26 protein-coding genes are annotated in these 23,664 nt (G+C 60.0%); 13 read left to right on the top strand and 13 right to left on the bottom strand.

Features of this window, described 5'->3' with window-relative positions; genetic code table 11:
- Nucleotides 1-13 precede the first annotated feature (13 nt).
- On the bottom strand, nt 14-1,015 hold the full coding sequence (locus MK208_RS10595) for a polyprenyl synthetase family protein (RefSeq protein ID WP_294116467.1): 1,002 nt from the start codon (nt 1,013-1,015) through the stop codon (nt 14-16).
- 59 nt (nt 1,016-1,074) lie between these two features.
- Between MK208_RS10595 and MK208_RS10590 the strand changes: the two genes are divergently transcribed.
- From MK208_RS10590 to MK208_RS10580, 3 genes are all read left to right on the top strand, one after another.
- Complete coding sequence (locus tag MK208_RS10590; protein WP_294116466.1) at nt 1,075-1,296, top strand: DUF2007 domain-containing protein; 222 nt, start codon at nt 1,075-1,077, stop codon at nt 1,294-1,296.
- A 38-nt stretch (nt 1,297-1,334) separates the two neighbouring features.
- Entirely contained in the window at nt 1,335-2,045 is a 711-nt protein-coding gene (locus MK208_RS10585) for a methyltransferase (protein ID WP_294116465.1), read from the top strand.
- Between the two features lie 202 nt (nt 2,046-2,247).
- A complete protein-coding gene (locus tag MK208_RS10580) occupies nt 2,248-2,412 on the top strand; it encodes a DUF465 domain-containing protein (protein ID WP_294116464.1) in 165 nt (54 codons plus the stop codon).
- A gap of 3 nt (nt 2,413-2,415) precedes the next feature.
- On the opposite strand, the gene MK208_RS10575 is transcribed toward MK208_RS10580, so the two are convergent.
- Both MK208_RS10575 and gcvA read right to left on the bottom strand, forming a co-directional pair.
- On the bottom strand, nt 2,416-3,282 hold the full coding sequence (locus MK208_RS10575; protein ID WP_294116462.1) for an EamA family transporter: 867 nt from the start codon (nt 3,280-3,282) through the stop codon (nt 2,416-2,418).
- A complete protein-coding gene (gcvA, locus tag MK208_RS10570; protein WP_294116461.1) occupies nt 3,279-4,229 on the bottom strand; it encodes a transcriptional regulator GcvA in 951 nt (316 codons plus the stop codon). The genes MK208_RS10575 and gcvA overlap by 4 nt, the downstream gene beginning before the upstream one ends.
- 116 nt (nt 4,230-4,345) lie before the next feature.
- On the opposite strand from gcvA, the gene MK208_RS10565 reads away from it, so the two are divergent.
- The gene (locus MK208_RS10565) at nt 4,346-4,504 is read left to right on the top strand and encodes a hypothetical protein (protein WP_294116460.1); all 159 of its coding nucleotides are present in this window, start codon (nt 4,346-4,348) and stop codon (nt 4,502-4,504) included.
- Between the two features lie 74 nt (nt 4,505-4,578).
- Here MK208_RS10565 and phbB read toward each other — a convergent pair whose 3' ends face one another.
- From phbB to MK208_RS10540, 5 genes are all read right to left on the bottom strand, one after another.
- Nucleotides 4,579-5,301, bottom strand: coding sequence for an acetoacetyl-CoA reductase (gene phbB, locus MK208_RS10560; RefSeq protein ID WP_294116459.1), 723 nt, complete (start codon nt 5,299-5,301; stop codon nt 4,579-4,581).
- 192 nt (nt 5,302-5,493) lie between these two features.
- Entirely contained in the window at nt 5,494-6,672 is a 1,179-nt protein-coding gene (locus tag MK208_RS10555) for an acetyl-CoA C-acetyltransferase (protein ID WP_294116458.1), read from the bottom strand.
- A gap of 203 nt (nt 6,673-6,875) precedes the next feature.
- On the bottom strand, nt 6,876-7,715 hold the full coding sequence (locus tag MK208_RS10550; RefSeq protein WP_294116457.1) for an EAL domain-containing protein: 840 nt from the start codon (nt 7,713-7,715) through the stop codon (nt 6,876-6,878).
- A 192-nt stretch (nt 7,716-7,907) separates the two neighbouring features.
- Nucleotides 7,908-8,525, bottom strand: coding sequence for a hypothetical protein (locus tag MK208_RS10545; protein WP_294116456.1), 618 nt, complete (start codon nt 8,523-8,525; stop codon nt 7,908-7,910).
- 44 nt (nt 8,526-8,569) lie between these two features.
- Nucleotides 8,570-9,172 carry a TlpA disulfide reductase family protein gene (locus tag MK208_RS10540; RefSeq protein ID WP_294116455.1) on the bottom strand — a complete coding sequence of 201 codons (603 nt, stop codon included), beginning with the start codon at nt 9,170-9,172 and terminating at the stop codon, nt 8,570-8,572.
- A 22-nt stretch (nt 9,173-9,194) separates the two neighbouring features.
- On the opposite strand from MK208_RS10540, the gene argH reads away from it, so the two are divergent.
- The 5 genes from argH to MK208_RS10515 all read left to right on the top strand — a co-directional run bounded on the left by argH (nt 9,195) and on the right by MK208_RS10515 (nt 15,309).
- On the top strand, nt 9,195-10,589 hold the full coding sequence (gene argH / locus MK208_RS10535) for an argininosuccinate lyase (RefSeq protein WP_294116454.1): 1,395 nt from the start codon (nt 9,195-9,197) through the stop codon (nt 10,587-10,589).
- A 140-nt stretch (nt 10,590-10,729) separates the two neighbouring features.
- Complete coding sequence (locus tag MK208_RS10530; protein WP_294116453.1) at nt 10,730-10,927, top strand: hypothetical protein; 198 nt, start codon at nt 10,730-10,732, stop codon at nt 10,925-10,927.
- A gap of 104 nt (nt 10,928-11,031) precedes the next feature.
- Complete coding sequence (locus tag MK208_RS10525) at nt 11,032-11,349, top strand: DUF2834 domain-containing protein (RefSeq protein ID WP_294116452.1); 318 nt, start codon at nt 11,032-11,034, stop codon at nt 11,347-11,349.
- A gap of 84 nt (nt 11,350-11,433) precedes the next feature.
- Nucleotides 11,434-12,714 carry a diaminopimelate decarboxylase gene (gene lysA / locus MK208_RS10520; RefSeq protein WP_294116451.1) on the top strand — a complete coding sequence of 427 codons (1,281 nt, stop codon included), beginning with the start codon at nt 11,434-11,436 and terminating at the stop codon, nt 12,712-12,714.
- A gap of 21 nt (nt 12,715-12,735) precedes the next feature.
- Nucleotides 12,736-15,309 carry a TIGR02302 family protein gene (locus MK208_RS10515; RefSeq protein WP_294116450.1) on the top strand — a complete coding sequence of 858 codons (2,574 nt, stop codon included), beginning with the start codon at nt 12,736-12,738 and terminating at the stop codon, nt 15,307-15,309.
- Between the two features lie 20 nt (nt 15,310-15,329).
- On the opposite strand, the gene MK208_RS10510 is transcribed toward MK208_RS10515, so the two are convergent.
- A complete protein-coding gene (locus MK208_RS10510; protein WP_294116449.1) occupies nt 15,330-16,514 on the bottom strand; it encodes a zinc-ribbon domain-containing protein in 1,185 nt (394 codons plus the stop codon).
- A gap of 144 nt (nt 16,515-16,658) precedes the next feature.
- Here MK208_RS10510 and MK208_RS10505 point away from each other — a divergent pair, with 144 nt between their 5' ends.
- Genes MK208_RS10505 through MK208_RS10490 form a run of 4 tightly spaced genes read left to right on the top strand, consistent with a single transcriptional unit; the run spans nt 16,659 to nt 19,567 of the window.
- Entirely contained in the window at nt 16,659-17,336 is a 678-nt protein-coding gene (locus MK208_RS10505) for an ATP-binding cassette domain-containing protein (protein WP_294116448.1), read from the top strand.
- Nucleotides 17,333-18,235, top strand: a complete 903-nt coding sequence (locus MK208_RS10500; protein WP_294116447.1) for an FtsX-like permease family protein — start codon at nt 17,333-17,335, stop codon at nt 18,233-18,235. Before MK208_RS10505 ends, MK208_RS10500 begins: the two co-directional genes overlap by 4 nt.
- Nucleotides 18,235-18,978, top strand: coding sequence for a lysophospholipid acyltransferase family protein (locus MK208_RS10495; RefSeq protein ID WP_294116446.1), 744 nt, complete (start codon nt 18,235-18,237; stop codon nt 18,976-18,978). The genes MK208_RS10500 and MK208_RS10495 overlap by 1 nt, the downstream gene beginning before the upstream one ends.
- Nucleotides 18,962-19,567 carry a pyridoxamine 5'-phosphate oxidase family protein gene (locus tag MK208_RS10490; RefSeq protein ID WP_294116445.1) on the top strand — a complete coding sequence of 202 codons (606 nt, stop codon included), beginning with the start codon at nt 18,962-18,964 and terminating at the stop codon, nt 19,565-19,567. The genes MK208_RS10495 and MK208_RS10490 overlap by 17 nt, the downstream gene beginning before the upstream one ends.
- A 72-nt stretch (nt 19,568-19,639) precedes the next feature.
- On the opposite strand, the gene lpdA is transcribed toward MK208_RS10490, so the two are convergent.
- From lpdA to odhB, 4 genes are all read right to left on the bottom strand, one after another.
- Nucleotides 19,640-21,034 (bottom strand): dihydrolipoyl dehydrogenase, encoded by a 1,395-nt coding sequence (gene lpdA, locus MK208_RS10485; protein WP_294116444.1) that lies wholly within the window; start codon nt 21,032-21,034, stop codon nt 19,640-19,642.
- An 87-nt stretch (nt 21,035-21,121) separates the two neighbouring features.
- Nucleotides 21,122-21,391 carry a hypothetical protein gene (locus tag MK208_RS10480; protein WP_294116442.1) on the bottom strand — a complete coding sequence of 90 codons (270 nt, stop codon included), beginning with the start codon at nt 21,389-21,391 and terminating at the stop codon, nt 21,122-21,124.
- 255 nt (nt 21,392-21,646) lie between these two features.
- Nucleotides 21,647-22,051: a hypothetical protein gene (locus MK208_RS10475; RefSeq protein WP_294116440.1), complete on the bottom strand. Its 405-nt coding sequence runs from the start codon at nt 22,049-22,051 to the stop codon at nt 21,647-21,649.
- Nucleotides 22,052-22,174: 123 nt separating this feature from the next.
- The gene (odhB, locus tag MK208_RS10470) at nt 22,175-23,662 is read right to left on the bottom strand and encodes a 2-oxoglutarate dehydrogenase complex dihydrolipoyllysine-residue succinyltransferase (protein ID WP_294116439.1); all 1,488 of its coding nucleotides are present in this window, start codon (nt 23,660-23,662) and stop codon (nt 22,175-22,177) included.
- Between the last annotated feature and the right edge of the window lie 2 nt (nt 23,663-23,664).

The raw sequence follows: 23,664 nt of genomic DNA, 5'->3' as shown, positions 1-23,664 counted from the left end.
CGGCGCGGTTTGTTTAGTTCAGGCGGGCGACAACGTAGTCGGCGATGTCTGACAACAGTCCCCGGATTTCGTGGTCCGGAAGTTTTTTCACCGCGTCCTTGGCTTTTTCTGCCCAAGCCAATGCGTCGTCGCGGGTGCGATTCAAAGTGTTGTATTTGTCCATCAGGGCCAACGCATGATCTAGGTCGCCGTCTTCTTGGCGGCCTTTTTCAATTGTGCGTTCCCAGAAGCTGCGCTCCTCGTCGCTGGCTTGTGCAACAGCTTTGATCACAGGCAGCGTTAACTTTCTTTCGCGGAAATCGTCGCCCACGTTCTTGCCGGTCTGGGCTGAGTCGCCCTGGTAGTCGAGCAGGTCATCCGCGATTTGGAAGGCGATGCCGAGGGCGTCGCCGTAGTCAAACAGGGCCTGCACATCCTCCGCAGACGCGCCCGCAATCACGCCGCCGACTTCGGTGGCGGCAGAAAACAGCGCGGCGGTCTTTCCTCGTACCACCTGCAGGTAAATATCTTCGTTGGTGGAGAGGTCTGTGGCGGCGGTGAGCTGCAACACTTCGCCTTCCGCAATGGTGGCGGAGGCATTGGACAGGATGCGCAACACGTCGATGTTGTTGGTTTCGGTCATCAGCTGGAAGCTGCGCGAAAACAGGTAATCCCCCACCAGAACCGAACTTTTGTTGTCCCAGAGCAGGTTGGCTGTCGGACGGCCACGGCGCTGTTCACTTTCGTCGACCACATCATCGTGCAGCAGGGTTGCGGTGTGAATGAACTCGACCGTTGCGGCCAGATGCACATGGTAGGGGCCGTCGTAGCCGCAGAGTTTTGCCGCGGCCAAAGTCAGCATCGGGCGCAGACGTTTGCCGCCAGCGCCAACCAGATGTGCGGTGACTTCGGGAATGCGTGGGGCGTGTTTGGAGGCCATACGCTCTTCGATCAGCGTGTTCACCGCTTCCATATCATCGCGCAGCAGAACTGCGAGGGCTTCATGCGGCTTGCTGGCAGCGTGATCGAGACTCATTTTGGACTTCCTGTCGCGAGGGGTCGACATTGGCCGCTCCCTAACCTTAGATCGTTATTATGAAAGAGCTTTTGCGTAGCACAGATCCGACCACCATCGCCTTCGCCACCGCCCTGCTTCAGGGAGAGGGTATAGACTGCTTTGAAATGGACGTAAACATGAGCGTCCTGGAGGGCAGCATTGGCATACTGCCGCGCCGGTTGATGGTGCGGAGCCAAGATTTGCAGCAAGCTGAACGGGTTATGCTGGATAACGAGATTGCATTGGGGCGGTCCTTGTGAGTGCGGCGCTGACGCAGAACGATTTTTTGAGCGGACGCGTGACCTTATGGCAACCCAAGGACGGATATCGCGCTGGGGTTGATCCAGTTTTGTTGGCCGCAACGATCCCGGCAAAGCCTGGGCAGCAGGTTTTGGAACTGGGCAGCGGGGCCGGGGCGGCGTTTTTGTGCCTGGCGGCGCGGGTGCCGGATCTGACGGTGCATGCGGTCGAGTTGCAGCCGGAATACGCAGCTTTGGCGCAGCGCAATGCCAAGGACAACGGGGCGGATGCAACCATCTGGGAAGCAGATTTGGCGGCTTTGCCACTAGAATTGCGGCAAATGCAGTTTGACCATGTTCTGGCCAATCCACCGTATTTTGATCGCACCGCCAGCACGGCAGCGCAGGACGCGGGACGCGATGTGGCGATGGGGGAAGACACGCCGTTGCGAGTTTGGATTGAGGTGGCAGCCAAGCGCCTTGCACCAAAAGGCACAGCGACCTTTGTGCATCGTGCGGAGCGGCTGCCGGATTTGCTTTCGGGCATGCAGGATGTGCTTGGTTCGCTGCAGGTATTGCCATTGCAGGCGCGGGCCGGACGGGACGCCAATCTGGTGCTGGTGCGCGGGGTGAAAGGCGGGCGGGCCGCGTTTCGTCTGCATGCGCCTGTGCGCCTGCATGAGGGTGACAAACACACCCAAGATGGGGAGAGCTACACAGCCCAAATCAGCGCGGTTTTGCGAGACGGGGCGGCGCTGCTTTTCCCTTAAAACGTTAACGCAACGCTCGGGTCAGTAAGGCTGTCCGATTCGGCAAAAAACCACGTCGGTATCGCGTCGGTATTACGACTGTTTTACGACAGCGTCGGCGGAAATTCTCCAGTGTTAAGAATATGTCACAAGTGGCGCGTGACTTGCGGCAAAAACTGTGCTGCACTGGTTTCACTACATATTGTTTGCATAGGAGAACATGATGAGCGTAAGCGCACACCTCGAAGAGCTGAAACGCAAACACGAAGCCCTCTCTGAGCAAGTCGAACAAGAGCAACGCGCCCCCGGCAGCAGTGATCTTGACGTCGCTGAACTCAAGAAACAGAAACTCCGCCTCAAAGAAGAAATCACGCGATTATCCGCGTAAGCGCTAGCCAGATTTCAAGCTGGCGCGCGTGGCGAGGACCGCGCCGCCAGTGATCAGCAAAGCCGCCGCGCCCAGGTGTATCGTGGGCTCGGCAAACCCAGCCCCCACCAGAGCCAAAGTCGACAGCAGCGGAGCCGCATATGAGGCGGTGCCCAAGAGCTGGATGTCGCCACGTTTCACCCCCACATCCCAGACATAGAACGCCAGTCCAACAGGGCCGAGGCCGAGGGCAAAGACTGACACCCAGGTGAGCATGTCGGCGGGCCAGACGGTATCCTCCAGCGCAATGTGCAGCAGCGTGGAGAGCACGGCGGTGGCGAGGCAGAAGACCACCACGGACACTGTGGGGATGTCGCCGAGGCGACGGGAGAGCACCGAATAGCTGGACCACGTGAAAGCGCAGGCAAGGGCGAGGCCATAGCCGGGCAGGTGGGTCGGGTTGAAGCCGAGGCCGCCGCCGCCGATGATCAGCGCTGCGCCCAAGAAACCAAGGCAAGCGCCAAACAGGTGGCCGGCGCGCAGGCGTTCACCGGGCAGCAGGCCGGACATCAATACAATCAGAAGGGGCCATAGGTAAGCGATCAGTCCGGCTTCGGCCGCGGGTGCGAGGCGTAGGGCGGAGAAGTAAAGCGCGTGGTAGCCAAACAGGCTGAGGCTGCCAAAGAGGTAGACCTTGAGGGGGATGCTGCGCAGGGCGCGCCACTCGCCAGTGGCAATGGCCCAGACGACCCCCAGCGTGCCGCCAATGGTGAAACACAGTGCATTGAGCATAAGCGGCGGCGTTGGGGCGCTGCCAACCGTGAAGAGGGCGAGCAAAGCCCAGAGCAGCACGGCGATGAAGCCAACTGCGGTCGCTTTGGCGCGGGTCATGCGGGGGGAATCTCCTCGATCGGCGTGATGATCAAGTTCTCGGTCACTTCGGCGGTTTTGTCTATCTCTGCCATCATCCATTCGCGCAGCGCGGCGATGTGGGGGCGGTCCTGGGTGCCTTCGCGGCAGAGGAAGCGAAAGCGGGCCTGCAGCCAGATGGCGTGTTTGTAAGGCGCGACAAGGCGGCCTTCGTGGATGTCTTTGACCACCAGAGCGCGGCGCCCAAGAGCGATGCCGGCGCCAGCCAGGGCGGCGTCGATGCTGTGATCCGCGCCGGTGAAGCGGGGACCATGAGAGGTGTCGATGTTAAGCTGCATCAGGCGACACCAGGCGGCCCAGTCCGCGCGGGGGCGCAGGAAGTCGATGGATTCGTCGTGGATCAGCGTGGCGGATTTCAGGCTTTCCGGCGTGGGGAAACGTTCGGCCATTTCAGGTGTCATAACCGGGGTGACCCATTCGCGCGCCATCGGGTAGGTCCAAAGGCCGGGTTCGTCTTTCAGCAGGCCAAAGCGGATGGCCACATCGACCTCGTCGCGGTTGAAGTCGAGGTTGCGCAGGGTGGCGGAGAAACGCAGGTCGATTTCCGGGTGGGCGCGGGCAAATTCGTAAAACCGAGGCGCAAACCACTTGGCGGTGAAAGCCGGGCCTGCGGTCACCATGAGGGTGGCGTCATCCATCTGGCGTTGGGCGGCGCGCCAGGCAGAGGACAAGGTTTGGAAACCTTCCTGAATGCCGGGGGCAAGTGTTTCGCCGATCTCGGTCAGGGCCACGGCGCGGTTCAGGCGGTGGAACAGCGGCGCGCCGAGGTGCTCTTCAAGTGATTTGATCTGATAGCTGAGCGCGGCGGGCGTGACGTGCAGCTCATCGGCGGCTTTGGCAAACGACATATGGCGTTGCGCGGCATCAAAGGCACGCAGCGCGGTGAGTGGGGGCAGGCGATCGGTCATGTTCGGTTAAATACAGTTTAAGTGAGGCTAGGGAAAGTCTCGTTTGTCGCGAAGCTGTGTTGGCGCCATATTGGGGTCAGTTAAGTTTTCCATCGTCAAACAGAAGAGAGGCTATCATGATCGAGACTGCTATCACCGCCCGCACTCAGCAAGCCTACCAGGACGCGCATGCTGCCCGTAGCGCTGCCTTTGTTGGTTTTTTCAAAGTTCTGTTTGGTGGCAAATCCGTTCCGCTGAACCATGGTGTTCTTACGGAACCGTCCCGCTGCGCCTGAGACAGGCACTTACGGGGCAAAAGAGAAGGGCCGGTCGTTTGACCGGCCCTTTTGGTTTGTGAGTCGTGTGGGGATCACACGAAGAACTGGCCACCGTTGGCGGAGATGGTGGAGCCGTTGATGAAGCCTGCGTCATCGGAGGCGAGGAAGGTCACGCAGCGCGCGATTTCTTCTGGCTCACCCAGACGGCCGGTTGGGATCTGGCCAATGATCGACTCGCGGACTTTCTCTGGCACGGCCATCACCATCTCGGTGGCGATGTAGCCAGGGCAGATGGCGTTGGCGGTGATGCCCGCGCGGGCGCCTTCCTGGGCCAAGGATTTCACGATGCCAAGGTCGCCAGCTTTGGTGGCAGCGTAGTTGACCTGAGCAAATTGACCTTTCTGACCGTTGATCGAAGATATCACGATGATGCGGCCAAATTTGCGTTCGCGCATGCCAGCCCAGACAGGGTGCACGGTGTTGAACACGCCGGTCAGGTTGGTGTCGACCACTTCGTGCCACTGCTCTGGGGTCATTTTGTGGAATGGGGCGTCACGTGTGATGCCAGCGTTGGCAACAATCACGTCGATTGGGCCGAGATCATCTTCGACCTGCGCCAGACCTGCTTTGGACGCCTCATAGTCGGCCACATTCCATTTGTAGGTCTTAATGCCGGTGGCTTCGGTGAAGGCGGCGGCCTTCTCGTCGTTGCCGGCATAGGTTGCTGCAACTTCATAGCCTTCAGCCTTCAGTGCTTTTGAGATGGCTTCACCGATACCGCGGCTGCCGCCGGTGACGAGTGCTACTCTTGCCATGATGGTCCTCCAAGTGAGTAAATGTGTCGGTAACTCTGTTACGTTTTTAAATCACATTACGCAACATAATTACGTGATGAATTGCCGCACTGCAGATATTTTTTGCTGCTTGTGCGAAAAATGACCTCCCAGTACAAAAAAGAGGCGCCCGATGGACGCCCCTCTCATTCTCAAACGCATAGGGGCGTTGCGTCAAGGACGCTCAAGGCACATGGCCACACCCATGCCGCCGCCGATGCAGAGGGTTGCGAGACCTTTTTTGGCGTCGCGACGCTTCATTTCAAACAACAGTGTGTTCAGGATACGCGCACCAGACGCGCCAATTGGGTGACCAATGGCGATGGCGCCGCCGTTCACATTCACAATCTCAGGGTTCCAGCCCATGTCTTTGTTCACGGCGCAGGCCTGTGCGGCAAAGGCTTCGTTGGCTTCTACCAGATCCAGCTCTTCGGCGGACCAGCCGGCTTTGTCCAGTGCCTTGCGGGAAGCGTAGATTGGGCCAACACCCATGATGGACGGGTCCAGACCGGCGGTGGCGTAAGACGCGATGCGGGCCAGAGGCTCGATGCCGCGCTTTTCCGCCTCATCAGCGGTCATCAGCAGAGCGCCAGCCGCGCCGTCGTTGATGCCGGAGGCGTTGGCCGCGGTGACGGTGCCGCCGTCGCGGACGAAGGCTGGGCGCAGTTTCTGCATGGCTTCGATGGTGGCGCCGTGGCGGATGTATTCGTCGGCGTCCACAACGATGTCACCCTTGCGGGTTTTTACAGTGAACGGCACGATCTCGTCGGCAAACTTGCCAGCTTTCTGAGCGGCTTCGGCCTTGTTCTGGGAAGCCACGGCGAACTCGTCTTGGGCTTCGCGGCTGATCTGCCACTTCTCAGCCACGTTCTCTGCGGTTTGGCCCATGTGGTAGCCGTTGAACGCATCCCACAGGCCGTCGCGGATCATGGAGTCGATGTATTTCACATCGCCCATTTTGGTGCCTGCGCGCAGGTGCGCCACGTGGGGAGACAGGGACATGTTTTCCTGACCTCCGGCGGCCACGATAGACGCGTCACCCAGTTGGATGTGCTGTGCAGCCAGAGCCACGGCGCGCAGGCCGGAGCCACACACCTGGTTGATGCCCCAAGCGGCGCTTTCGATTGGCAGGCCGGCGTTGACGTGCGCCTGGCGGGCCGGGTTTTGACCTTGGCCACCGGTCAGAACCTGACCGAGAATGGTTTCAGACACATCCGCCTTTTCAATGCCGGCACGCTCTACCAGTGCGTTAAGCACGGTGGCGCCGAGATCATGTGCGGGGGTGTTGGCGAAGGAGCCGCTGAAGCTACCGACGGCGGTCCGGGCCGCGGAAGCAATCACTACGTTGGTCATATGCAAATCCTCTACAAAATGCTGGGCGGAGCATGTGCGGGACCGCCCCCCTCAGGCAACCCGCAAAACTCCGTTTCCGTAGCGTCAATAGCGCATTTGCCGCACTGCGGCAACGGTCAGGCTGTCACAGGGCTAAAGTCGCATGGCGAGAATGCGCCCGTCGCGTGTAGGCGAAGCACTGAAGAGGAGGTTTTGCAGGGGAGTTAGGCCGCGTTACTTTTGCGCTGTTTCCACGGTGGGGAAATGGTTGGCGCGCCAAAGGCAAAGCCTTGTAGGCAGTCAAAGCCGAGGTCCGCCATCATCTGCGCATCTGCCGGGCTTTCAATACGGCTGGCAACGGAGTGCATGTCAAAGCGCTCACAAATCGCAGCGACAGCGGAGGCAATCACCTGATTGCTGCCATCCAGAGAAATGTTGCGGCTGAAGCTGCCGTCCAGTTTGATGATGTCAAAATCAAAGTCGCGGAAGACGGTCAGCGTGGTCAGGCCGGAGCCGTAGTCATCCAGTGCAAAGGACATGCCTTTGACCTGCAGCTCTTCCATAAAGCCTTGAACAATTTCCGGGACCTGCACCACGGATTTTTCCGAGATTTCAAAGATCAACCGTTCCGGAATGGTGGCGGCGCGGGTCAGGCCGCGCTGTAGGCAATCCATCCAGGGGGCATAGCCGATCGAGCGGGCTGACATGTTGATTGAGAGGCGCAGGCCGGGCTGTTCCGCCAGAGCTTGCAAGCCAAGCTCGAGCGCAAGCACATCGAGTTGGCGGCCCAGTTCGCTGTCTTCAACGGCGCCCATGAAATCTTTGGCGGGAATGATGCGGCCGGTTTCGTCCAGCACCCGCACAAGCCCTTCGTAAAACGCGGGACGCTTGGTGTTGGAAGCCTGAACAATCGGTTGGTAGGCGAGCAGAACCTGCTTGTGCGCGATTGCCTCGCGGACCATGTCCAGCGTGGAGGAATCCCGTGTGTCCAGGGCGTACGCCAGCGGGCTGCGATGCCCTTGCTTCGCGCCAGCCTTGCGTTTCTTTTTGTTTGGGCGATCCATAGCAGGCTTCCCATCATCCCATTTAGCAGCGTGCCCATTTAAGAACACAGACATGAACCATGTCTTAAAATGACGCTCTGGGACGGCGCTGAACAGGGGTGTTTTAGCCCTGTTTTTAACTAACTTAAGGCGAATAGAGGGCGGTTCGCCCAGTATGTGCCACAGGGCTTAAGAAGCGGTTTCCGACGCCGGTCAGTTGGAGGTGTGCACAATGTGGCAGGTTTGACGCGCGGGGCTCGACAGCAGTGGCAAGAGATCCTGGGGTGCCGCTCGCAGGAGTTTGACGGAGGCTTTGGCACAGCGGTGCAACGCTTGTTCGCGCGCCACCATGGAGGAGGGCTCGGCCCAGGAATAGCCGATGGCACCGTTGTCGGCGACGGCAAAGGCACCGGAGCGTTTCTTGTTTTGCAGCTTTTTGTATTCGCGGAAGTCTTTGTTGGCCGCGTGGGACAGGGTCACGCCAAAGGCGGTACGGTCGTAGTCTTTGGGCACGCTGCGGGCGTACAGTACGCAGTAGTCCGGGTTGCGCGATTGTTTGTGGCACAGGGTCTGCGCATAAGCTTCGGCCAGCCAGAGGGAGTTGGCGTTGGCGTGCACGCCAGCGTGGCGTTCCGGGCGGTTGATGTAGATCGCCCCGAAGTAGTCGGATTTACGTTTGAACTGGCGGAAGGCGGCGCGGGCATCGCCGCGCAGCTCAAACCGTTTCACCATTTCGATCTTGGTGTGTCTGCCGTGCTGTTGAATGTCCTGCGCGGCAAGTTGGGCGGGGGCGCCCAGAAGGAGGAGAAAAGCCAAGGCGTGGCGGATCATAGGGGTCTCTTCTTATGTGCCAGTCGTCAGGGCTTTGGGGCGTGTCAGGAGTTCCCCATGGCGATTACGGCGGAAAGGATAGCACGGGCGTTTTCGCTCGACCAGTCTGCATCCCCTTGTAAACGTGCAATTTCCTTGCCGTCGCGGTCCATAATGATGGTGGCGGGCAGGCCAAAGACAGCCATTTCCCGCGCAACGGCTTGCTTGGGGTCGCGATGCAAGGGGAGGTTGTTCACGCCAATCTCGTCAAAGAACTTCTGCATCGCGGGGACCATGTTGCGGCCGGTGGCGAGCGTCAGCACCTCAAAATCTGCGCCGCTGAGCTCGGATTGCAGTTCTGACAGCATCGGCATTTCGTGGCGGCAGGGGGCGCACCAGGTGGCCCAGAAGTTCAGAAGCACCACTTTGCCTTTGTAGTCCCCCAAGGTGGCTTCGCCGCCGTCTTCTGTGAGGAAGCTGTTTTGCGAGACCTCTTTGGGGGCAGAGTGGAAGTTGAGCTTGCGCATGTCACCTTCGCGCATGTCAACGACGGCGGAAAAGTCGCGGGTTTCAGCCTTGGCTGAAGGTTTCAGAGCAACAAAGGAGAGGGCGGCAATTGCGATTGCTGCCAAGCCTGTATAAACCAGCGCGGACCCATTTACTTTCATCTTCCCTCCAAAAGGGCTTCTCATGACCAAAGATACCTCAAACCAGATGTGGGGTGGCCGTTTTGCCGCCGGACCGGACGCCATTATGGAAGCGATCAACGCGTCTATTGGCTACGATCAACGTATGGCGGCGCAGGACATTGCTGGCTCTCGGGCCCATGCGGCGATGCTCGCCAAGACAGGCATTCTGACAGATAGCGATGCGGAGGCCATTCGGGAAGGGCTTCTCACGGTGTTGTCAGAGATTGAGGGCGGCACGTTCCAATTTTCCACGGCGTTGGAAGACATTCACATGAATGTGGAAGCGCGGCTGAAAGAGATCATTGGCGAGCCTGCCGGGCGCTTGCACACAGGCCGGAGCCGGAATGACCAGGTTGCGACGGACTTTAAACTCTGGGTGCGCGATCAGATTGATGCGGCGATTGCCGGCATCGAGGCGCTGATCCGTGCGTTTGTGTCGCAGGCTGAAGCGGGCGCGGATTGGGTGATGCCGGGCTTTACCCATCTGCAGACCGCGCAGCCGGTGACATGGGGCCACCACATGATGGCTTATGTGGAGATGTTTGGCCGTGACTTGTCACGTTTCAAAGACGCGCGGGAACGGATGAATGAATCCCCTCTGGGCGCGGCGGCTTTGGCTGGGACGTCTTTCCCAATTGATCGTGAGATGACGGCCAAGGCGCTGGGCTTTGACCGTCCGGCGGCGAACTCTTTGGACGCGGTGGCAGATCGTGACTTTGCGTTGGAGTTCCTGTCCGCAAGCAGCATTTGCGCCATGCACTTGAGCCGCTTTGCCGAAGAGCTGGTGATTTGGTCCTCCGCGCAGTTCCGCTTTGTGACGCTCTCTGATCGCTTCTCCACCGGCAGCTCCATCATGCCGCAGAAGAAAAACCCGGATGCGGCAGAGTTGATCCGTGCCAAGATTGGCCGGATCTTTGGCGCCAACACTGCGCTTCTGATGGTGATGAAGGGCCTGCCGTTGACGTACTCCAAGGACATGCAGGAAGACAAAGAGCAGGTCTTTGATGCGGCGGACAACCTGATGCTGGCGCTGGCGGCGATGGAAGGCATGGTCAAGGACATGACTGCCAACCAGGATAGCCTGGAAGCAGCAGCCGGCAGTGGCTTCTCCACCGCAACTGATCTGGCCGACTGGCTGGTGCGGGCGCTGAACATGCCGTTCCGCGACGCGCACCATGTTACCGGCTCGCTGGTTGCCATGGCGGAAAGCAAGGAGTGCGACCTGCCAGACCTGACGCTGGAAGACATGCAGTCTGTGCATGCGGCGATCACGGAAGATGTGTTTGGTGTGCTGGGCGTACACAACTCGGTGTCCTCGCGCATGTCCTATGGTGGCACCGCGCCCACCCGTGTGCGTGAGCAGATTGCCGCTTGGAAAGCCAAGCTGGACAGCTAAGCCCTTGGGGAGATGACGCCGGAGGGCGGTGTTTCCCCTTTCCAATCCGCGCGGTTTTTCCGTATGGTGGACGCGTCGACGGCATTTGCACCGGGGGGTGCATTAGGTCCTGTTGACGCTGCTGCCATGGGAGATCCCACATGTTCCGCGTTGTTTTTGCCTGTTTGAGTTTGGCTGTTGTGTCCGCGTGTGGTGTGGACGGAGAGCCTTGGACACCCCGTGCCAACGCCAATATCGGAATCGGCTCTGACGGGGTGCACACATCCGGCAGCGTGGGCGTGACCAACGGCACCGTGAGCATCTCAATTGGCGGTGGCTGTCGCTGGTATGGCTGCTAAGGGCTTAGCCTCTTGAAAGCTCAGTCCCAATCGGGACATTCTGATCCGAAGCAAAGGCGGCGCCGTACCTGTGGTGCCGCTTACTTTTTGGGATTGGGGAACACATGTCACCTTTGCGTTGGGTATTTTTGGGATTGGCCATTTGGGGCGCGATCCATCCGATGATGTATTTTGGGCCGTGGATTGCCGAGAACGGTCTGGATCTTCAGGCCATGGTGGCGCTGTGGAAAGCCAATGACGCGGTGACCGGCATCTATTGGGATCTTGTGATCTCTGCCATCACGCTCACGGTGTGGGTTCTGGTTGAGGTCTGGGTGCGGCGCAATTGGATTGCGCTATTGGCGATTCCAGCGACTTGGATGATTGGTGTGAGCTGTGGCCTGCCGCTTTATCTGTTCCTGCGGGCAAAGCCGGTGAAGTAAGTCGGCTCAGGAGCATTGATCGGCGCTGCGCCGCGGCGTATGAGGGAGGCCGAACTACGCTAGCGGCACGCAGGAGACGGCACTATGGATCATTTTCTTTATCGCGACGGGGAGTTGTTTGCCGAAGATGTGCCGGTAAAGGAAATTGCCGCGCAGGTTGGCACGCCGTTCTACTGCTATTCCACCGCGACCTTTGAACGCCACTTCCGCCTGTTTGACGAAGCACTGGAAGGCACGGATCATCTGGTGTGCTACGCCATGAAAGCAGCCTCTAATCAGGCGATCTTGAAAACTCTGGCCGCACTGGGCGCGGGCATGGATGTGGTGTCGGGCGGCGAATATGCGCGCGCCAAGGCCGCGGGGGTGCCGGGCAACAAGATTGTGTTCTCCGGTGTCGGTAAAACCGAAGATGAGATTGAACTCGCGCTGACTGGTGGCATCCGCCAGTTCAACGTGGAGAGCGAGCCGGAAATGGCGGCGATCAGTGCCGTGGCGAGCCGTTTGGGAGTTGAGGCGCCAATCACCATTCGGGTGAACCCGGATGTGGATGCCAAAACCCACGCCAAAATTGCGACCGGTAAGTCGGAGAACAAATTTGGCATCCCAATCAGCCGCGCCAAAGAGGTTTATGCGCTGGCGGCGTCTTTGCCGGGCCTAAAAGTCATTGGTATTGATGTGCACATTGGCAGTCAGTTGACCCAGTTGGCGCCGTTTGAGGCGGCTTATAAGAAGGTCGCGGAACTGACTGAACAGTTGCGGGCCGAAGGGCACGACATCAAGCGGTTGGATCTGGGCGGTGGCCTGGGCATTCCCTATGAGCGCTCCAACTCTGCGCCGCCGCTGCCGGTGGAATATGGTGCGATGGTAAAGCGTGTGCTGGGGCACTTGAATTGCGAGATCGAGATTGAGCCGGGTCGTTTGATCGCGGGCAACGCGGGCATCATGGTGTGCAAGGTGATCTACGTGAAGTCCGGCGAAGACCGTGAGTTCCTGATTGTCGACGGGGCGATGAACGACCTGATCCGTCCGGCGATGTATGAGGCGCATCATGATATTGTGCCGGTCGTTGAGGCCGAACCGGGGCAGGAGCCTGCGCAATATGACATCGTGGGGCCGGTCTGTGAATCTGGCGACACCTTTGCCAAAGGGCGCAATATGGCGCAGCTTGCCGATGGCGATCTGATCGCGTTCCGCAGTGCAGGGGCCTATGGCGCGGTAATGTCCAGCGAGTACAACACGCGGCCCTTAATCCCAGAAGTTCTGGTGAAGGACGATCAATTTGCGGTTATCCGCCGACGTCCAACCTATGAAGAGATGATAAACCGCGATAGCATCCCAGAGTGGCTGGATCAGACCAGCGACTAAGAGCCAACCGATAGGAGCGCCGTGACCCGTCAAAGCCCTTCAGATGCAGCCCTGTTGCACCTTCGGTGGGTCATTGGCCTGACCCGGTTGGGTCTGTTTGCAGAATCATTCACACGTGCGTTTTGGCCGGTGTGGACCATTGCCTTTGTGGTGCTGGCCGCACTGATGGTGGGGCTGCAGGACCATCTGCCGCTGGAAATGATCTGGATTTGCGGCTTTTTGGCTGCGGCTGGGATGCTCGTGTTTTTGGTGCGTGGGGCGCGGCAGTTGGTGCTGCCGTCCCGTGACATGGCGATTGCGCGGCTGGATGCAACCTTGCCAGGACGGCCGATTGCGGCGCTGCGCGATGCGCCGGCGGTGGGCAAGGACGACGCCGCCTCTCAGGCGCTTTGGATGGCCCACCAGAAACGCATGGCAGCGCGCACCAAGGGCGCCAAAGCGGTGCAGCCGGATTTGCGGATTTCGCGGTTGGACCCGTTTGGGTTGCGTTACACAGCGATCCTGTTGTTGATGATGGCCTTTGTCGGTGGATCGTTTTCAAATCTATCGTCCGTGAGGGAATTGGGGCCCGGAGGCGGGGCAGCTTTGGCAAGTGGGCCAACCTGGGAAGGTTGGATTGAGCCGCCGAGTTACACCGGCAAACCTGCGCTTTACCTGAATGATCAACCTGAGGGCAAGTTGGTGTTGCCGGAAGGCAGCCGGGTTTTGCTGCGGCTTTACGGAGAAGTCGGTGCTCTGACCGTGGCGGAGACCGTGTCCGGCCGGGTTGGGGCGATTGAGAGCGCGGCCGAGCCGGAGCAGAGCTTTGATGTGCGTCAGACAGGTGATTTGGAGATCGCCGGGCCGGGCGGGGCTGCCTGGCATATTGTGATGCAGGATGACCTTGCGCCGAAAGTGATTTTGAGCGGGCAGGTGGAGGCCTCTGGGCGTGGTGAGATGACCCTGCCGTTTCATGCGTCTGACGATTATGGCGTGGTCGGCGGAACAGCGGTTGTGGAGCTGGATCTCGACGGCGTGTCCCGACAGTACGGGGTGCGGGTCGATCCTGAACCTCGTGAGGCGGTGGTGGTCGAACTGCCCTTGCCGATCTCCGGCGATCGGGCGTCGTTTGAAGAGACCTTGATTGAGGACTTTTCCGAACACCCTTGGGCGCATTTGCCGGTGAAGGTCACGCTGACTGTAGAGGATGACGCGGGGCTTGAAGGACAATCCGGAGACTTGCGGTTTGAACTGCCGGCGCGGCGGTTCTTTGACCCGTTGGCGGCGGCAGTGATCGAGATGCGGCGGGATTTGTTGTGGTCACGGGAGAATGGCAAACGCGTGGCGCAGTTGATGCGGGCGGTGTCGCACCGGCCTGAGGATGGCGTGTTTCGGCGCGAGACAGATTACCTGCGGTTTCGGACCATTTTGCGGCGGTTGGAAGTGAACGTGACGCATGGGCTGTCTGAAGAGAAACGCGACGAACTGGCTGAGGCGCTGTGGCAATTGGCGCTGGACTTGGAAGATGGCGATCTTGGCAGCGCGGCGGAGCGTTTGCGACAGGCGCAGGAGCGCTTGTCCGAAGCGATGAAAAACGGTGCCAGTGATGCGGAGATTGCGCGTCTCATGCAGGAGTTGCGCGAGGCCACTGAAGACTACATGCGCGAGTTAGCGCGGCGGCAGCAGCAGGACGGCGAAGAAGGCGAAAATCAGCAGAGCGCAGAGAATTCGATGCAGATGGATCAAAACGATCTGCAACGCATGATGGACCGCATTCAGGAACTGATGGAACAGGGCCGCATGGCAGAGGCGCAGCAGGCTCTGGAAGAGTTGCAGCGGCTGATGGAGAACATGCGCGTCACCCAAGGCCAAGGTCAACAGAACCAGGGCGAGCAGGCCATGGAAGGGCTGGCTGAAACGCTGCGCAATCAGCAAGGCCTGTCTGACGAGGCTTTCCGCGAGTTGCAGGAACAGTTCAACCCAAACGCTCAGAGCGGACAGTCACAGGAAAACCAAGGGTACAGTGGTGGCGAAGGGCGTGGTCAGGCGCATGACGGCACTGGTGGCGAAGGTCAGGGTAACGGCGAAGGTGAGGGCGAGACCGGCCAATCCAATGGCGATCAACAGGGCCAGCAAGGCGCGCTGGAGGACCGCCAGCGGGCATTGCGTCAGGAGTTAAACCGTCAGATGCAGAACTTGCCGGGGCAGGGCACGCCAGAGGGGGATGCCGCGCGGGAAGCGCTTGGTAATGCGGAAGGTGCCATGGAAGGTGCCGAAGAGGCGTTGCGTGAGGATGATCTGGCCACGGCAATTGATCGGCAAGCGGAAGCGATGGATGCCCTGCGGGAGGGGCTGCGCAACCTTGGTGAAGCCATGGCGCAACAACAACAGCAAGGCCAACAAGGCACCGCCGAGGCGCAGGGCCAGGCGCAAGACCCGCTTGGGCGCAGCCAAGGCAATCGCGGAGCGGCAGGTACCGATGAAGGGTTGCTGCAGGGCGAGGATGTGTATCGTCAGGCGCGTCGTCTGTTGGACGAAATCCGCCGCCGTGCCGGAGAGACAGAGCGCTCTGAGTCAGAGCGTAACTATCTGGAACGTTTGCTGGAGCGGTTCTAAGGCATGCGCTGGACAGCCGGTTAGGACTGTCCGGTCAGGGCGTTGAGTTTCAGAAACAGACCAGCCACTTTGTCGTCCAGCCAGATACGGGCACCGTTTGCTGAGGCCATAAAGCTGTCGATGTAAGGCGCGGCCTGCGGGTAGCTTTTGCTGAGACTGTCATGCGAACTGTAAACAAACACCGCTGCGCCCGCGAGCAGGATCACCAGTGCAAATCCGAGACGGAACCCACGCGCACGGCTGGCGCTGTTGTTGGTTTTCTGCCCTAAATCCGGATTGCGCGGTGTGTCGCCCGAGGTGCGCAGGGTCGAGTTGATCTCTTCGATATCCGGCAGCAGGTCGCGGCGGGTGTCCTTGGCGCTGCGGACGGTTGCGGCCACTGCCGCTGCGGTGGCGGCATCGTCTTGCCCCCTTAGGCGGCGCAGCCGGTTGGCGGCTTCATCCGCGCGGCGGTCTGTGGCTGTGGGGCGGTCTTCGCCCTGGTCGAGACCTAGATCACCCTGTGTCTCAAGGCTTTGCGGTTGTTCGGCCGCGCGGGCGCGGCTTTCGTATTCCACTTCTTCGCGCAGGATGTCTTTGACTGAGTCGTCCAGCCCACGTGGCTTGGGGGCAGGCTCTGGCTCTGCATCTACTGCGCCGTCGTCTTCCGAGAGGGCGTCGGTCTCAAGGTCGTCTTCCAGATCTGCGGCGACTTCCAGTTCATCTTCGTCGTCCGGTTCAGGCGCTGGGACGGGCTCGCTCTCTTCTTCCTGCGCGTCCGGTGTTTCGGCAATGTCTTCGCGGTGCTCTTCAGCGTCTGCTGGAGCCTCCTCGTGCTGAGGCGCGCTCTCTTCGGCCCAGTCTTCCTCGGTTTCCAGATCCCAGTCTTCGCCCCCTAGGTCCAGATCATCGGGGTTTTCTTCTTCCTCGTCATCGAAGAAGTCCTGATTGTCCTCCGGCTCTGCTTCAATAGAGAGCTCTGGCGGTTCGACCTCTTCAAAGACTTCTTCTTCGGGCGCAGCAGCGTCGTCTTGCGTGGCCTCTTCGCTAGCCGCAGCGACCACATCGGCAACAGCGTTCTCAACGGGTTCTTCCGCCTGCATGTCCGCGTGCACCTGAAACCAGGTGTTGCCGCAGTTGGAGCATTGCACATCCCGCCCACCGGTCGGGATGATGTCGTCAGGCACTTCATATTGTGCCCCGCAATTTGGGCAAGTGAGCCGCATACTCGTCCCCTGCTGTCGAAGTTCTTGCTTTTATTCAGGAACCATATTCTGAAACATCGCTTGGCGAAAGTGCAAAGGCGGCGTGGAACAGATTGCAACCAAGGCGATGCTCGTGCACAACAATCGGGACAAATGAGGTCTCATGTGATCGAACTAGACAATATTGCGTATAGCTATGGTGGCGGCGAGTTGCTGAGCGAGGTGTCCCTGAAGCTGGCACCCGGATCTTTCCATTTTTTGACCGGGCCGTCCGGGTCCGGGAAGACCACGTTTTTGAAACTGTGTTATGGCGCGCTGACCCCGACGGCGGGGCGGGTGCAGCTGTTTGGCAAAGATGTGCGTGAGATGGATCGGGATGACCACGCTTTGGCGCGGCGCCAGATCGGCGTGGTGCATCAGGATTGCCAGTTTTTGGACCACCTGCCGGTGCGAGAAAATGTGGCTTTACCGCTAACGGTTTCGGACAGGGATTCTTTGGAGCAGCATTCCAACCTGAAAGAGCTTTTGACCTGGGTGGGTTTGGGGCATCGCGCCAGTGCCTTGCCGCCGGAGCTGTCAGGCGGGGAGCGCCAGCGGGCGGCTTTGGCGCGGGCGGTGATTATGTCGCCGGATGTGGTTTTGGCGGATGAGCCAACCGGCAATGTGGATTGGGAAATGTCCCAACGGTTGCTGCAGCTTCTGGTGGAACTGAACAAGATGGGCAAGACCATCTTGATTGCGACCCATGATCTGAACTTAATCCGATCGGCCAAACATCACGTGCAGGCACGGGTGCTGCGGATTTCGGGGCGTAAGTTGCAACTGGCGGGGGCAGATCTATGAGCAAAGGTCTGCAGCTTTCCAAGCTGATTATGGGCGACGCGCAGGCAGACCGCGTGGTGCCGCCAACGGGATTTACCGCGCGATTGACGTTGTTTGCGGCGGGGGCCATGGCGTTTTTGACGGTGTTTGCTTTGGCGTTGTCCTTGGCCTCGGGCCGACTGGCGGCGCGGTGGGGTGATGAGCTGGCGCAGAGTTCAACGTTGCGGATTTCCGCGCCGGAAGAGCAGATGGCGGCTCAGACAGCGGCGGCACTGACCGTGCTGGAGAGCACGCCGGGAATTGCTTCGGCGCGGGCCTTGAGTGTTGACGAGCAGCGCGGCTTGCTGGCGCCTTGGTTTGGGCCGGACCTGCCGCTGGACAGCCTGCCGATCCCGCAGTTGATCGAGATTGTCGAGACCGAAGAGGGCTATGACGGCGCCGGGTTGCGGCTGCGATTGCAGGCGGAGGTGCCGGGCGCGGTGCTGGATGACCACACCCGTTGGCGGCGTCCGCTGGAGCGTGCCGCTGGGCGGTTGCGTCTGCTGGGCTGGGTGTCGATTGGCCTGATTGGGGCGGCCACGGCGGCGATGATTACCTTGGCGGCCAATGCGGCGTTGGCGGCTAATGCGCAGGTGATTTCGGTGCTGCGCTTGATTGGCGCAAGGGACAGCTACATTGCACGCGCCTTTGTGCGGCGCTTTACCCTGCGCGCCCTTCTGGGCGCCGCTGTGGGCACCGCAATGGGGGCCTTGGCCGTCTTCTTGCTGCCTTCGGCGCAAGAGAGCGGCGGCTTTCTGACCGGGCTAGGGTTCCAAGGCATGAGCTGGGCGTTCTTGGCGCTGATCCCGCCGCTGGCGGGCGTGGTGGCCTATCTGGCCACCGGCGCGGCGGCACGACGTACACTAGGGGAGTTGACCTGATGCGCTTGGCGTTTCAATGGGTGATGTCGATCATCTATGTGGTTCAGAATGCGATTGTGATGCTGGCGATGGGGATTGTGTTTTTCCCCTGGGCGTTGTTGTCCTCTAAAGGGGCCATGGCGGCGTGCAACACCTACGCCACTTGGGCGATCTGGTCGGCGCGCTGGTTGGTGGGCATTCGATCCGAGGTGCGTGGCGAGGTGCCGAGTGGTGCCGTTTTGGTGCCTGCGAAGCACCAGTCGTTTCTCGATATTATGATGATCTTCAAAGCGGTGCCGCAGCCGCGCTTCATCATGAAATATGAGTTGCTGTTCACGCCGATCATCGGGGTGTACGCGTGGCGTTTGGGCTGTGTGCCTGTGCGGCGCGGCAAGCGGGGTGCGGCGATCAAAGCGATGTTGGCGGATGTGGAAAGCGGTCGGGTGCCGCCGGGCCAGTTGGTGATTTATCCGCAGGGCACACGGGTGCCTGTTGGCGAGCATGTGCCGTATAAGGTTGGCCCATACGTTCTTTACAAAGAGACTGGGCAGACGGCGGTGCCGGTGGCAACCAATGCCGGGATGTTCTGGCCCAAGGGCACGATGCTGCGCAAGCCGGGCCTGGCTGTGGTTGAGTTTCTGGAGCCAATCGAGCAGGGCGCAGACCAAAAAGAATTCATGACGCGGTTGGAAAAGGTGATTGAGACCCGCTCCAATGCGTTGATGGTGGAAGCGGGGTTTGATCCGGATGCAGTACGTCAGTGATCTTGCGGAGTTAGAGGCGCTTTATGGCAAACCGGCCTCGGCGTCGGTCAATAAAGTGGCGCTGCAGATGACGCCGCTTTACCGCAAATGGATCATGGCGTCGCGGTTCTGTGTGGTGTCGACGGTGGGGCCGGAGGGCACGGACGGCAGTCCACGCGGGGACGATGGCCCTGTGGTGCGCGAGCTGGACGAACGCACGCTTGCGATGCCGGATTGGCGTGGGAATAACCGGATCGACTCGCTGCGCAACATTGTGGCGGACGGGCGTATATCGCTGTTGTTCATGGTGCCGGGCTCCAACAATGTGGTGCGGGTCAATGGGCTTGCCAAGGTGACCACAGATGCCGCTCTGTGCGAAAGTTTTGAGGTGCAAGGCAGACACCCGCGTGCGGTGATTGTGATAAAAATTGGCGAGATCTACACGCAATGTGCTCGGGCGGTGATGCGGGCCGGGTTGTGGGCCTCGGAGGATGAAAGCGCCGATTTGCCTACAGTGGGACAGATTCTGGCCGAGCAGACCGATGGGGCCGAGGGCGGTACGCCCTACGATGAGGGCTGGGCCGCGCGGGCTGCGAAGACGATGTGGTAGTGGCCTATGGGCCATAATTTCAAATGAAAAGGGCGCCCCAAGAGGCGCCCTTTATTGTTCATTTTAGACAGCTTAGCTGTGGATTGCGCCGTCGCCGCAGGCCAGTGCGGCTTCGCGGACCGCTTCGGAGTAGGTTGGGTGCGCGTGGCAGGTCAGGGCGATGTCTTGCGCTGAAGCACCAAACTCCATGGCCACGCAGAGTTCGTGGATCATGTCGCCAGCCGCCGGGCCGATGATCGCAGCGCCAAGCACGCGGTCGGTCTCTTTGTCGACGATGATTTTCACAAAGCCTTCGCCTTGGTGTACCGCTTTGGCGCGGGCGTTGCCCATGAACATGAACTTGCCAACTTTGATCTTGCGACCTTCGGCTTTCAGAGCGGCCTCGGTGGCGCCGACGGTGGCCACTTCTGGGGTGGTGTAGACCACGCCCGGGATCACGCCGTAGTTCACGTGGCCATGTTTCCCGGCCAGAACTTCAGCCACGGCCATGCCTTCGTCTTCGGCTTTGTGCGCCAGCATTGGGCCTTCGATCACATCGCCGATGGCGTAGATGCCCGGCACGTTGGTGGCCCATTTGCCGTCCACAGCGATCTGGCCGCGTTCGGTCATTTTCACGCCAAGCGCGTCCAGACCCAGGCCTTCTGCAAATGGTTTACGGCCGGTGGCAACCAGCACCACATCTGCGTCCACAACCTCTTCGTCGCCGCCTTTCTTAGGCTGATAGCGCACTTTGGCTTTGGTTTTGGTGGCGTCCACGCCCTGCACAGCCGCGCCCATGATGAACTTAAGGCCTTGTTTTTCAAGGATACGCTTGAAGGTCCGCTGTACATCCGCGTCCATGCCGGGGCAGACCGCGTCCATGTATTCCGCCACGGTCACTTCTGCGCCGAGGCGGGCATAGACTGAGCCCAGTTCGAGGCCAATCACGCCAGCGCCGATCACGGTCATCTTCTTTGGTACCTTTGGCAGGTCCAGCGCGCCGGTGCTGTCGACCACGATGCCTTTGTCGTTGTCGACTTCAACACCTGGCAGGGAAGACGGCACGGAGCCCGAGGCGATCACGATGTTCTTGGCGTCGTGCACGTCATCGCCAACTTTGACCTGACCGGCAGCCGGGATAGAGGCCCACCCTTTGAGCCAGTCGATCTTGTTCTTCTTCATCAGGAACTCGATGCCGCCCGTGTTTTGTCCAACAACATCAGTCTTATACGCCTTCATCTGGTCCCAATCGACCGACGGGCTTTTGCCCTTCAGGCCCATGTCAGCGAAGTTGTGTTCGGCCTCATGCAGCATGTGGGTCGCGTGCAGCAGCGCCTTGGACGGGATACAGCCCACGTTCAGGCACGTGCCGCCCAGTGTTTCACGGCCTTCCACGATGGCGGTTTTCAGACCCAGCTGCGCGCAGCGGATTGCAGAGACGTAGCCGCCAGGGCCTGCGCCGATGATGATGACGTCATATTGAGCCATAGGTGTGTTTCCTTGGTCTATTGCAGGGGCATTATGCCCCGTCTTGTGGGAAAGCTCTCACAATGAAGAGCTTGATATGGTTGGTCTCTATTCGGGTTTCAACAGTTTTACGGTGACGTTGGTGATGCCGTCGCGCTCCATGTGCATGGCGAGTTCCTCGCTGTCAAAAAAGGCGCGGGCCTTGTCTTTTTCGACGATGGCAAACAGCGCGATGGTATGGTTTTCATGATCGGGATCGGACCAGACGTTGAGGTCCACAATCCCGGCGGCTTTGCGGTTGGCGCTGTCCTTTCGGAAGACGGTGAGCCAGGCGTCAAAATCGGCAACATCAGCTTGCCAGAGCACATGGGTGGGCATGGTCTATCCTCCTATGTTCTGCATCTCGCGCGGCGCGGGGCCAGCGGCGGGCAGGGGAAATGCGCGTCTCTCCAATAGGGGCAGTTTGGGCGATTTTTGCACGTCTGCATAGCGTCGGTATTGCGTCTGTATCGCGGAGGTGGGGAAATGGGTGGCGAAGTGCGGGAAGGGGCGCTGCCCCTGAGGCATCTGGGATGCCTCTACCCCGGGAGATTTGGGGTTAGAAGAATTTGGTCGGCGATTGGAGTTTAACACTTAGTTATTCTCCTGAGCCGTGGCATTTGCACGCCTCTCTCCAAAGATTGCGATACTCAGAAGGAATGCTGCTATGGCGAAACAGGTTCCCCAAAACAGTTCACTGCGTGCGTAGCCATTGCTTAAGTCGACACCATAAAACACCGCGTCGTGCAGTCCGGCGATTGCAAACATGGCTGACACTGTTGCGACGACGGTTTTGGACCAGCGGAGAATGACCAGTAAGACGATCATCGTCACGACGGCAAAGTGCGCGCCCTGTCGGTCAATCAGAGCCAGATACCCTTGGAGTGAGTTGCTTACTGTCGCCAAATAGAAATATGGCCACAGGCGCTCAATTAAGATGGCGATCAAGAACAATCGCGCCACTTTGACAGGCCATTGGGAGGAGCGCATTGACTTCATATCACCTCTCCGCACGGGCCACGTGTGGCTCGGGCAGCGCCCGACCGCCCCCATGGGCGGGTGCTTTCAGCACCCACCCGCGGTCAGGCGTTGCCCTATGTTGGGGGCGGTCGGTCACGGTTTTTACAGATCCATCAGCAGGCGGCGTGGGTCTTCCAGCGCTTCTTTCACGCGCACGAGGAAGGTCACGGCGCCTTTGCCGTCTACGATGCGGTGATCGTAGGACAGGGCCAGATACATCATCGGACGGATCGCAACCTGCCCGTTGATCGCCATTGGACGGTCCTGAATTTTGTGCATGCCGAGGATGCCGGACTGCGGCGGGTTCAGGATCGGGGAGGACATCAGGGAGCCGTAGACACCACCGTTGGAGATGGTGAAGGTGCCGCCCTGCATTTCGGCCATGGAAAGCTTGCCGTCACGGGCGCGCTTGCCTTTCTCGGAGATGGCTTTCTCGATGTCCGCAAAGGACATGGCGTCCGCGTCGCGGATCACGGGCACAACCAAACCCTGCGGCGTGCCGGCGGCCACACCCATGTGCACATAGTTTTTGTACACGATGTCGGTGCCGTCGATCTCTGCGTTCACCTCAGGCACTTCCTTCAGCGCATGCACACAGGCTTTGGTGAAGAAGGACATGAAGCCGAGACGCACGCCGTGCTTCTTCTCGAACTGGTCTTTGTACTGGCTGCGCAGCGCCATCACCTCGGTCATGTCGACCTCGTTGTAGGTGGTCAGCATGGCGGCGGTGTTCTGGCTGTCTTTCAGACGACGGGCGATGGTCTGACGCATCTTGGTCATCTTCACGCGCTCTTCGCGGGCCGCGTCGTCAGCAGCAACCGGTGCACGTGGGGCGGCGGCTGGGGCAGGGGCTGCGGCGGCTGGCGCCAGCGCGGCTTTCAGCACGTCTTCTTTCATGATGCGCCCGTCGCGGCCGGTGCCGGTTACAGAAGCGGCGTCGATGCCTTTTTCTGCCATCAGCTTGTTGGCGGAGGGGGCGTTTTCCACATCAGCGGACCCGGCAGGTGCGGCTGCGGCGGCTGGAGCGGCAGCAGGAGCTGCGGCTGCGGAGGCAGATGCGCCACCGATCACAGCCAGCTTGGCAGATGCGTCCACGGTGGTGCCTTCTGGAGCGAGGATTTCGGAGAGCACACCGGCGGCAGGCGCGGGCACTTCAACGGAGACCTTGTCGGTTTCCAGCTCGCAGAGCATCTCGTCTTGCGCAACGGTGTCACCCACGGCTTTGAACCATGTGGAGACGGTGGCCTCGGTCACGGATTCGCCAAGGGTTGGGACCATCACGTCCACCGCGTCGCCACCACCGGCAGCGGGGGCTGCGGCGGCAGGCGCTGCGGCTGGCGCAGGGGCGGCGCCTTCTCCGGCGTTGATCATCGCCAGCAGGGCGTCAACACCCACGGTGTCGCCTTCGGCAGCGACGATTTCACCCAGAACGCCCGCGGCAGGGGCAGGCACTTCGACGGTCACCTTGTCGGTTTCCAGCTCGCAGAGCATTTCGTCCACGGCAACCGCATCACCCGGCTTTTTGAACCAGGTGGCAACAGTGGCTTCGGTGACGGATTCGCCAAGGGTAGGGACTCGAACTTCGGTCATGG

The organism is Shimia sp. (assembly GCF_022448905.1).
Lineage (GTDB): Bacteria > Pseudomonadota > Alphaproteobacteria > Rhodobacterales > Rhodobacteraceae > Shimia.
The sequence above is the reverse complement of the archived record's forward strand: the minus strand, read 5'-3'. Positions and strand labels throughout refer to the sequence as shown.

Coding starts and splice junctions, on each gene's coding strand:
- MK208_RS10595 (WP_294116467.1), bottom strand. CDS start 1,015: ATGAGTCTCGATCACGCTGCCAGCAAGCCGCATGAAGCCCTCGCAGTT.
- MK208_RS10590 (WP_294116466.1), top strand. CDS start 1,075: ATGAAAGAGCTTTTGCGTAGCACAGATCCGACCACCATCGCCTTCGCC.
- MK208_RS10580 (WP_294116464.1), top strand. CDS start 2,248: ATGAGCGTAAGCGCACACCTCGAAGAGCTGAAACGCAAACACGAAGCC.
- MK208_RS10575 (WP_294116462.1), bottom strand. CDS start 3,282: ATGACCCGCGCCAAAGCGACCGCAGTTGGCTTCATCGCCGTGCTGCTC.
- gcvA (WP_294116461.1), bottom strand. CDS start 4,229: ATGACCGATCGCCTGCCCCCACTCACCGCGCTGCGTGCCTTTGATGCC.
- MK208_RS10565 (WP_294116460.1), top strand. CDS start 4,346: ATGATCGAGACTGCTATCACCGCCCGCACTCAGCAAGCCTACCAGGAC.
- phbB (WP_294116459.1), bottom strand. CDS start 5,301: ATGGCAAGAGTAGCACTCGTCACCGGCGGCAGCCGCGGTATCGGTGAA.
- MK208_RS10555 (WP_294116458.1), bottom strand. CDS start 6,672: ATGACCAACGTAGTGATTGCTTCCGCGGCCCGGACCGCCGTCGGTAGC.
- MK208_RS10550 (WP_294116457.1), bottom strand. CDS start 7,715: ATGGATCGCCCAAACAAAAAGAAACGCAAGGCTGGCGCGAAGCAAGGG.
- MK208_RS10545 (WP_294116456.1), bottom strand. CDS start 8,525: ATGATCCGCCACGCCTTGGCTTTTCTCCTCCTTCTGGGCGCCCCCGCC.
- MK208_RS10540 (WP_294116455.1), bottom strand. CDS start 9,172: ATGAAAGTAAATGGGTCCGCGCTGGTTTATACAGGCTTGGCAGCAATC.
- argH (WP_294116454.1), top strand. CDS start 9,195: ATGACCAAAGATACCTCAAACCAGATGTGGGGTGGCCGTTTTGCCGCC.
- MK208_RS10530 (WP_294116453.1), top strand. CDS start 10,730: ATGTTCCGCGTTGTTTTTGCCTGTTTGAGTTTGGCTGTTGTGTCCGCG.
- MK208_RS10525 (WP_294116452.1), top strand. CDS start 11,032: ATGTCACCTTTGCGTTGGGTATTTTTGGGATTGGCCATTTGGGGCGCG.
- lysA (WP_294116451.1), top strand. CDS start 11,434: ATGGATCATTTTCTTTATCGCGACGGGGAGTTGTTTGCCGAAGATGTG.
- MK208_RS10510 (WP_294116449.1), bottom strand. CDS start 16,514: ATGCGGCTCACTTGCCCAAATTGCGGGGCACAATATGAAGTGCCTGAC.
- MK208_RS10500 (WP_294116447.1), top strand. CDS start 17,333: ATGAGCAAAGGTCTGCAGCTTTCCAAGCTGATTATGGGCGACGCGCAG.
- MK208_RS10495 (WP_294116446.1), top strand. CDS start 18,235: ATGCGCTTGGCGTTTCAATGGGTGATGTCGATCATCTATGTGGTTCAG.
- MK208_RS10490 (WP_294116445.1), top strand. CDS start 18,962: ATGCAGTACGTCAGTGATCTTGCGGAGTTAGAGGCGCTTTATGGCAAA.
- lpdA (WP_294116444.1), bottom strand. CDS start 21,034: ATGGCTCAATATGACGTCATCATCATCGGCGCAGGCCCTGGCGGCTAC.
- MK208_RS10480 (WP_294116442.1), bottom strand. CDS start 21,391: ATGCCCACCCATGTGCTCTGGCAAGCTGATGTTGCCGATTTTGACGCC.
- MK208_RS10475 (WP_294116440.1), bottom strand. CDS start 22,051: ATGAAGTCAATGCGCTCCTCCCAATGGCCTGTCAAAGTGGCGCGATTG.
- odhB (WP_294116439.1), bottom strand. CDS start 23,662: ATGACCGAAGTTCGAGTCCCTACCCTTGGCGAATCCGTCACCGAAGCC.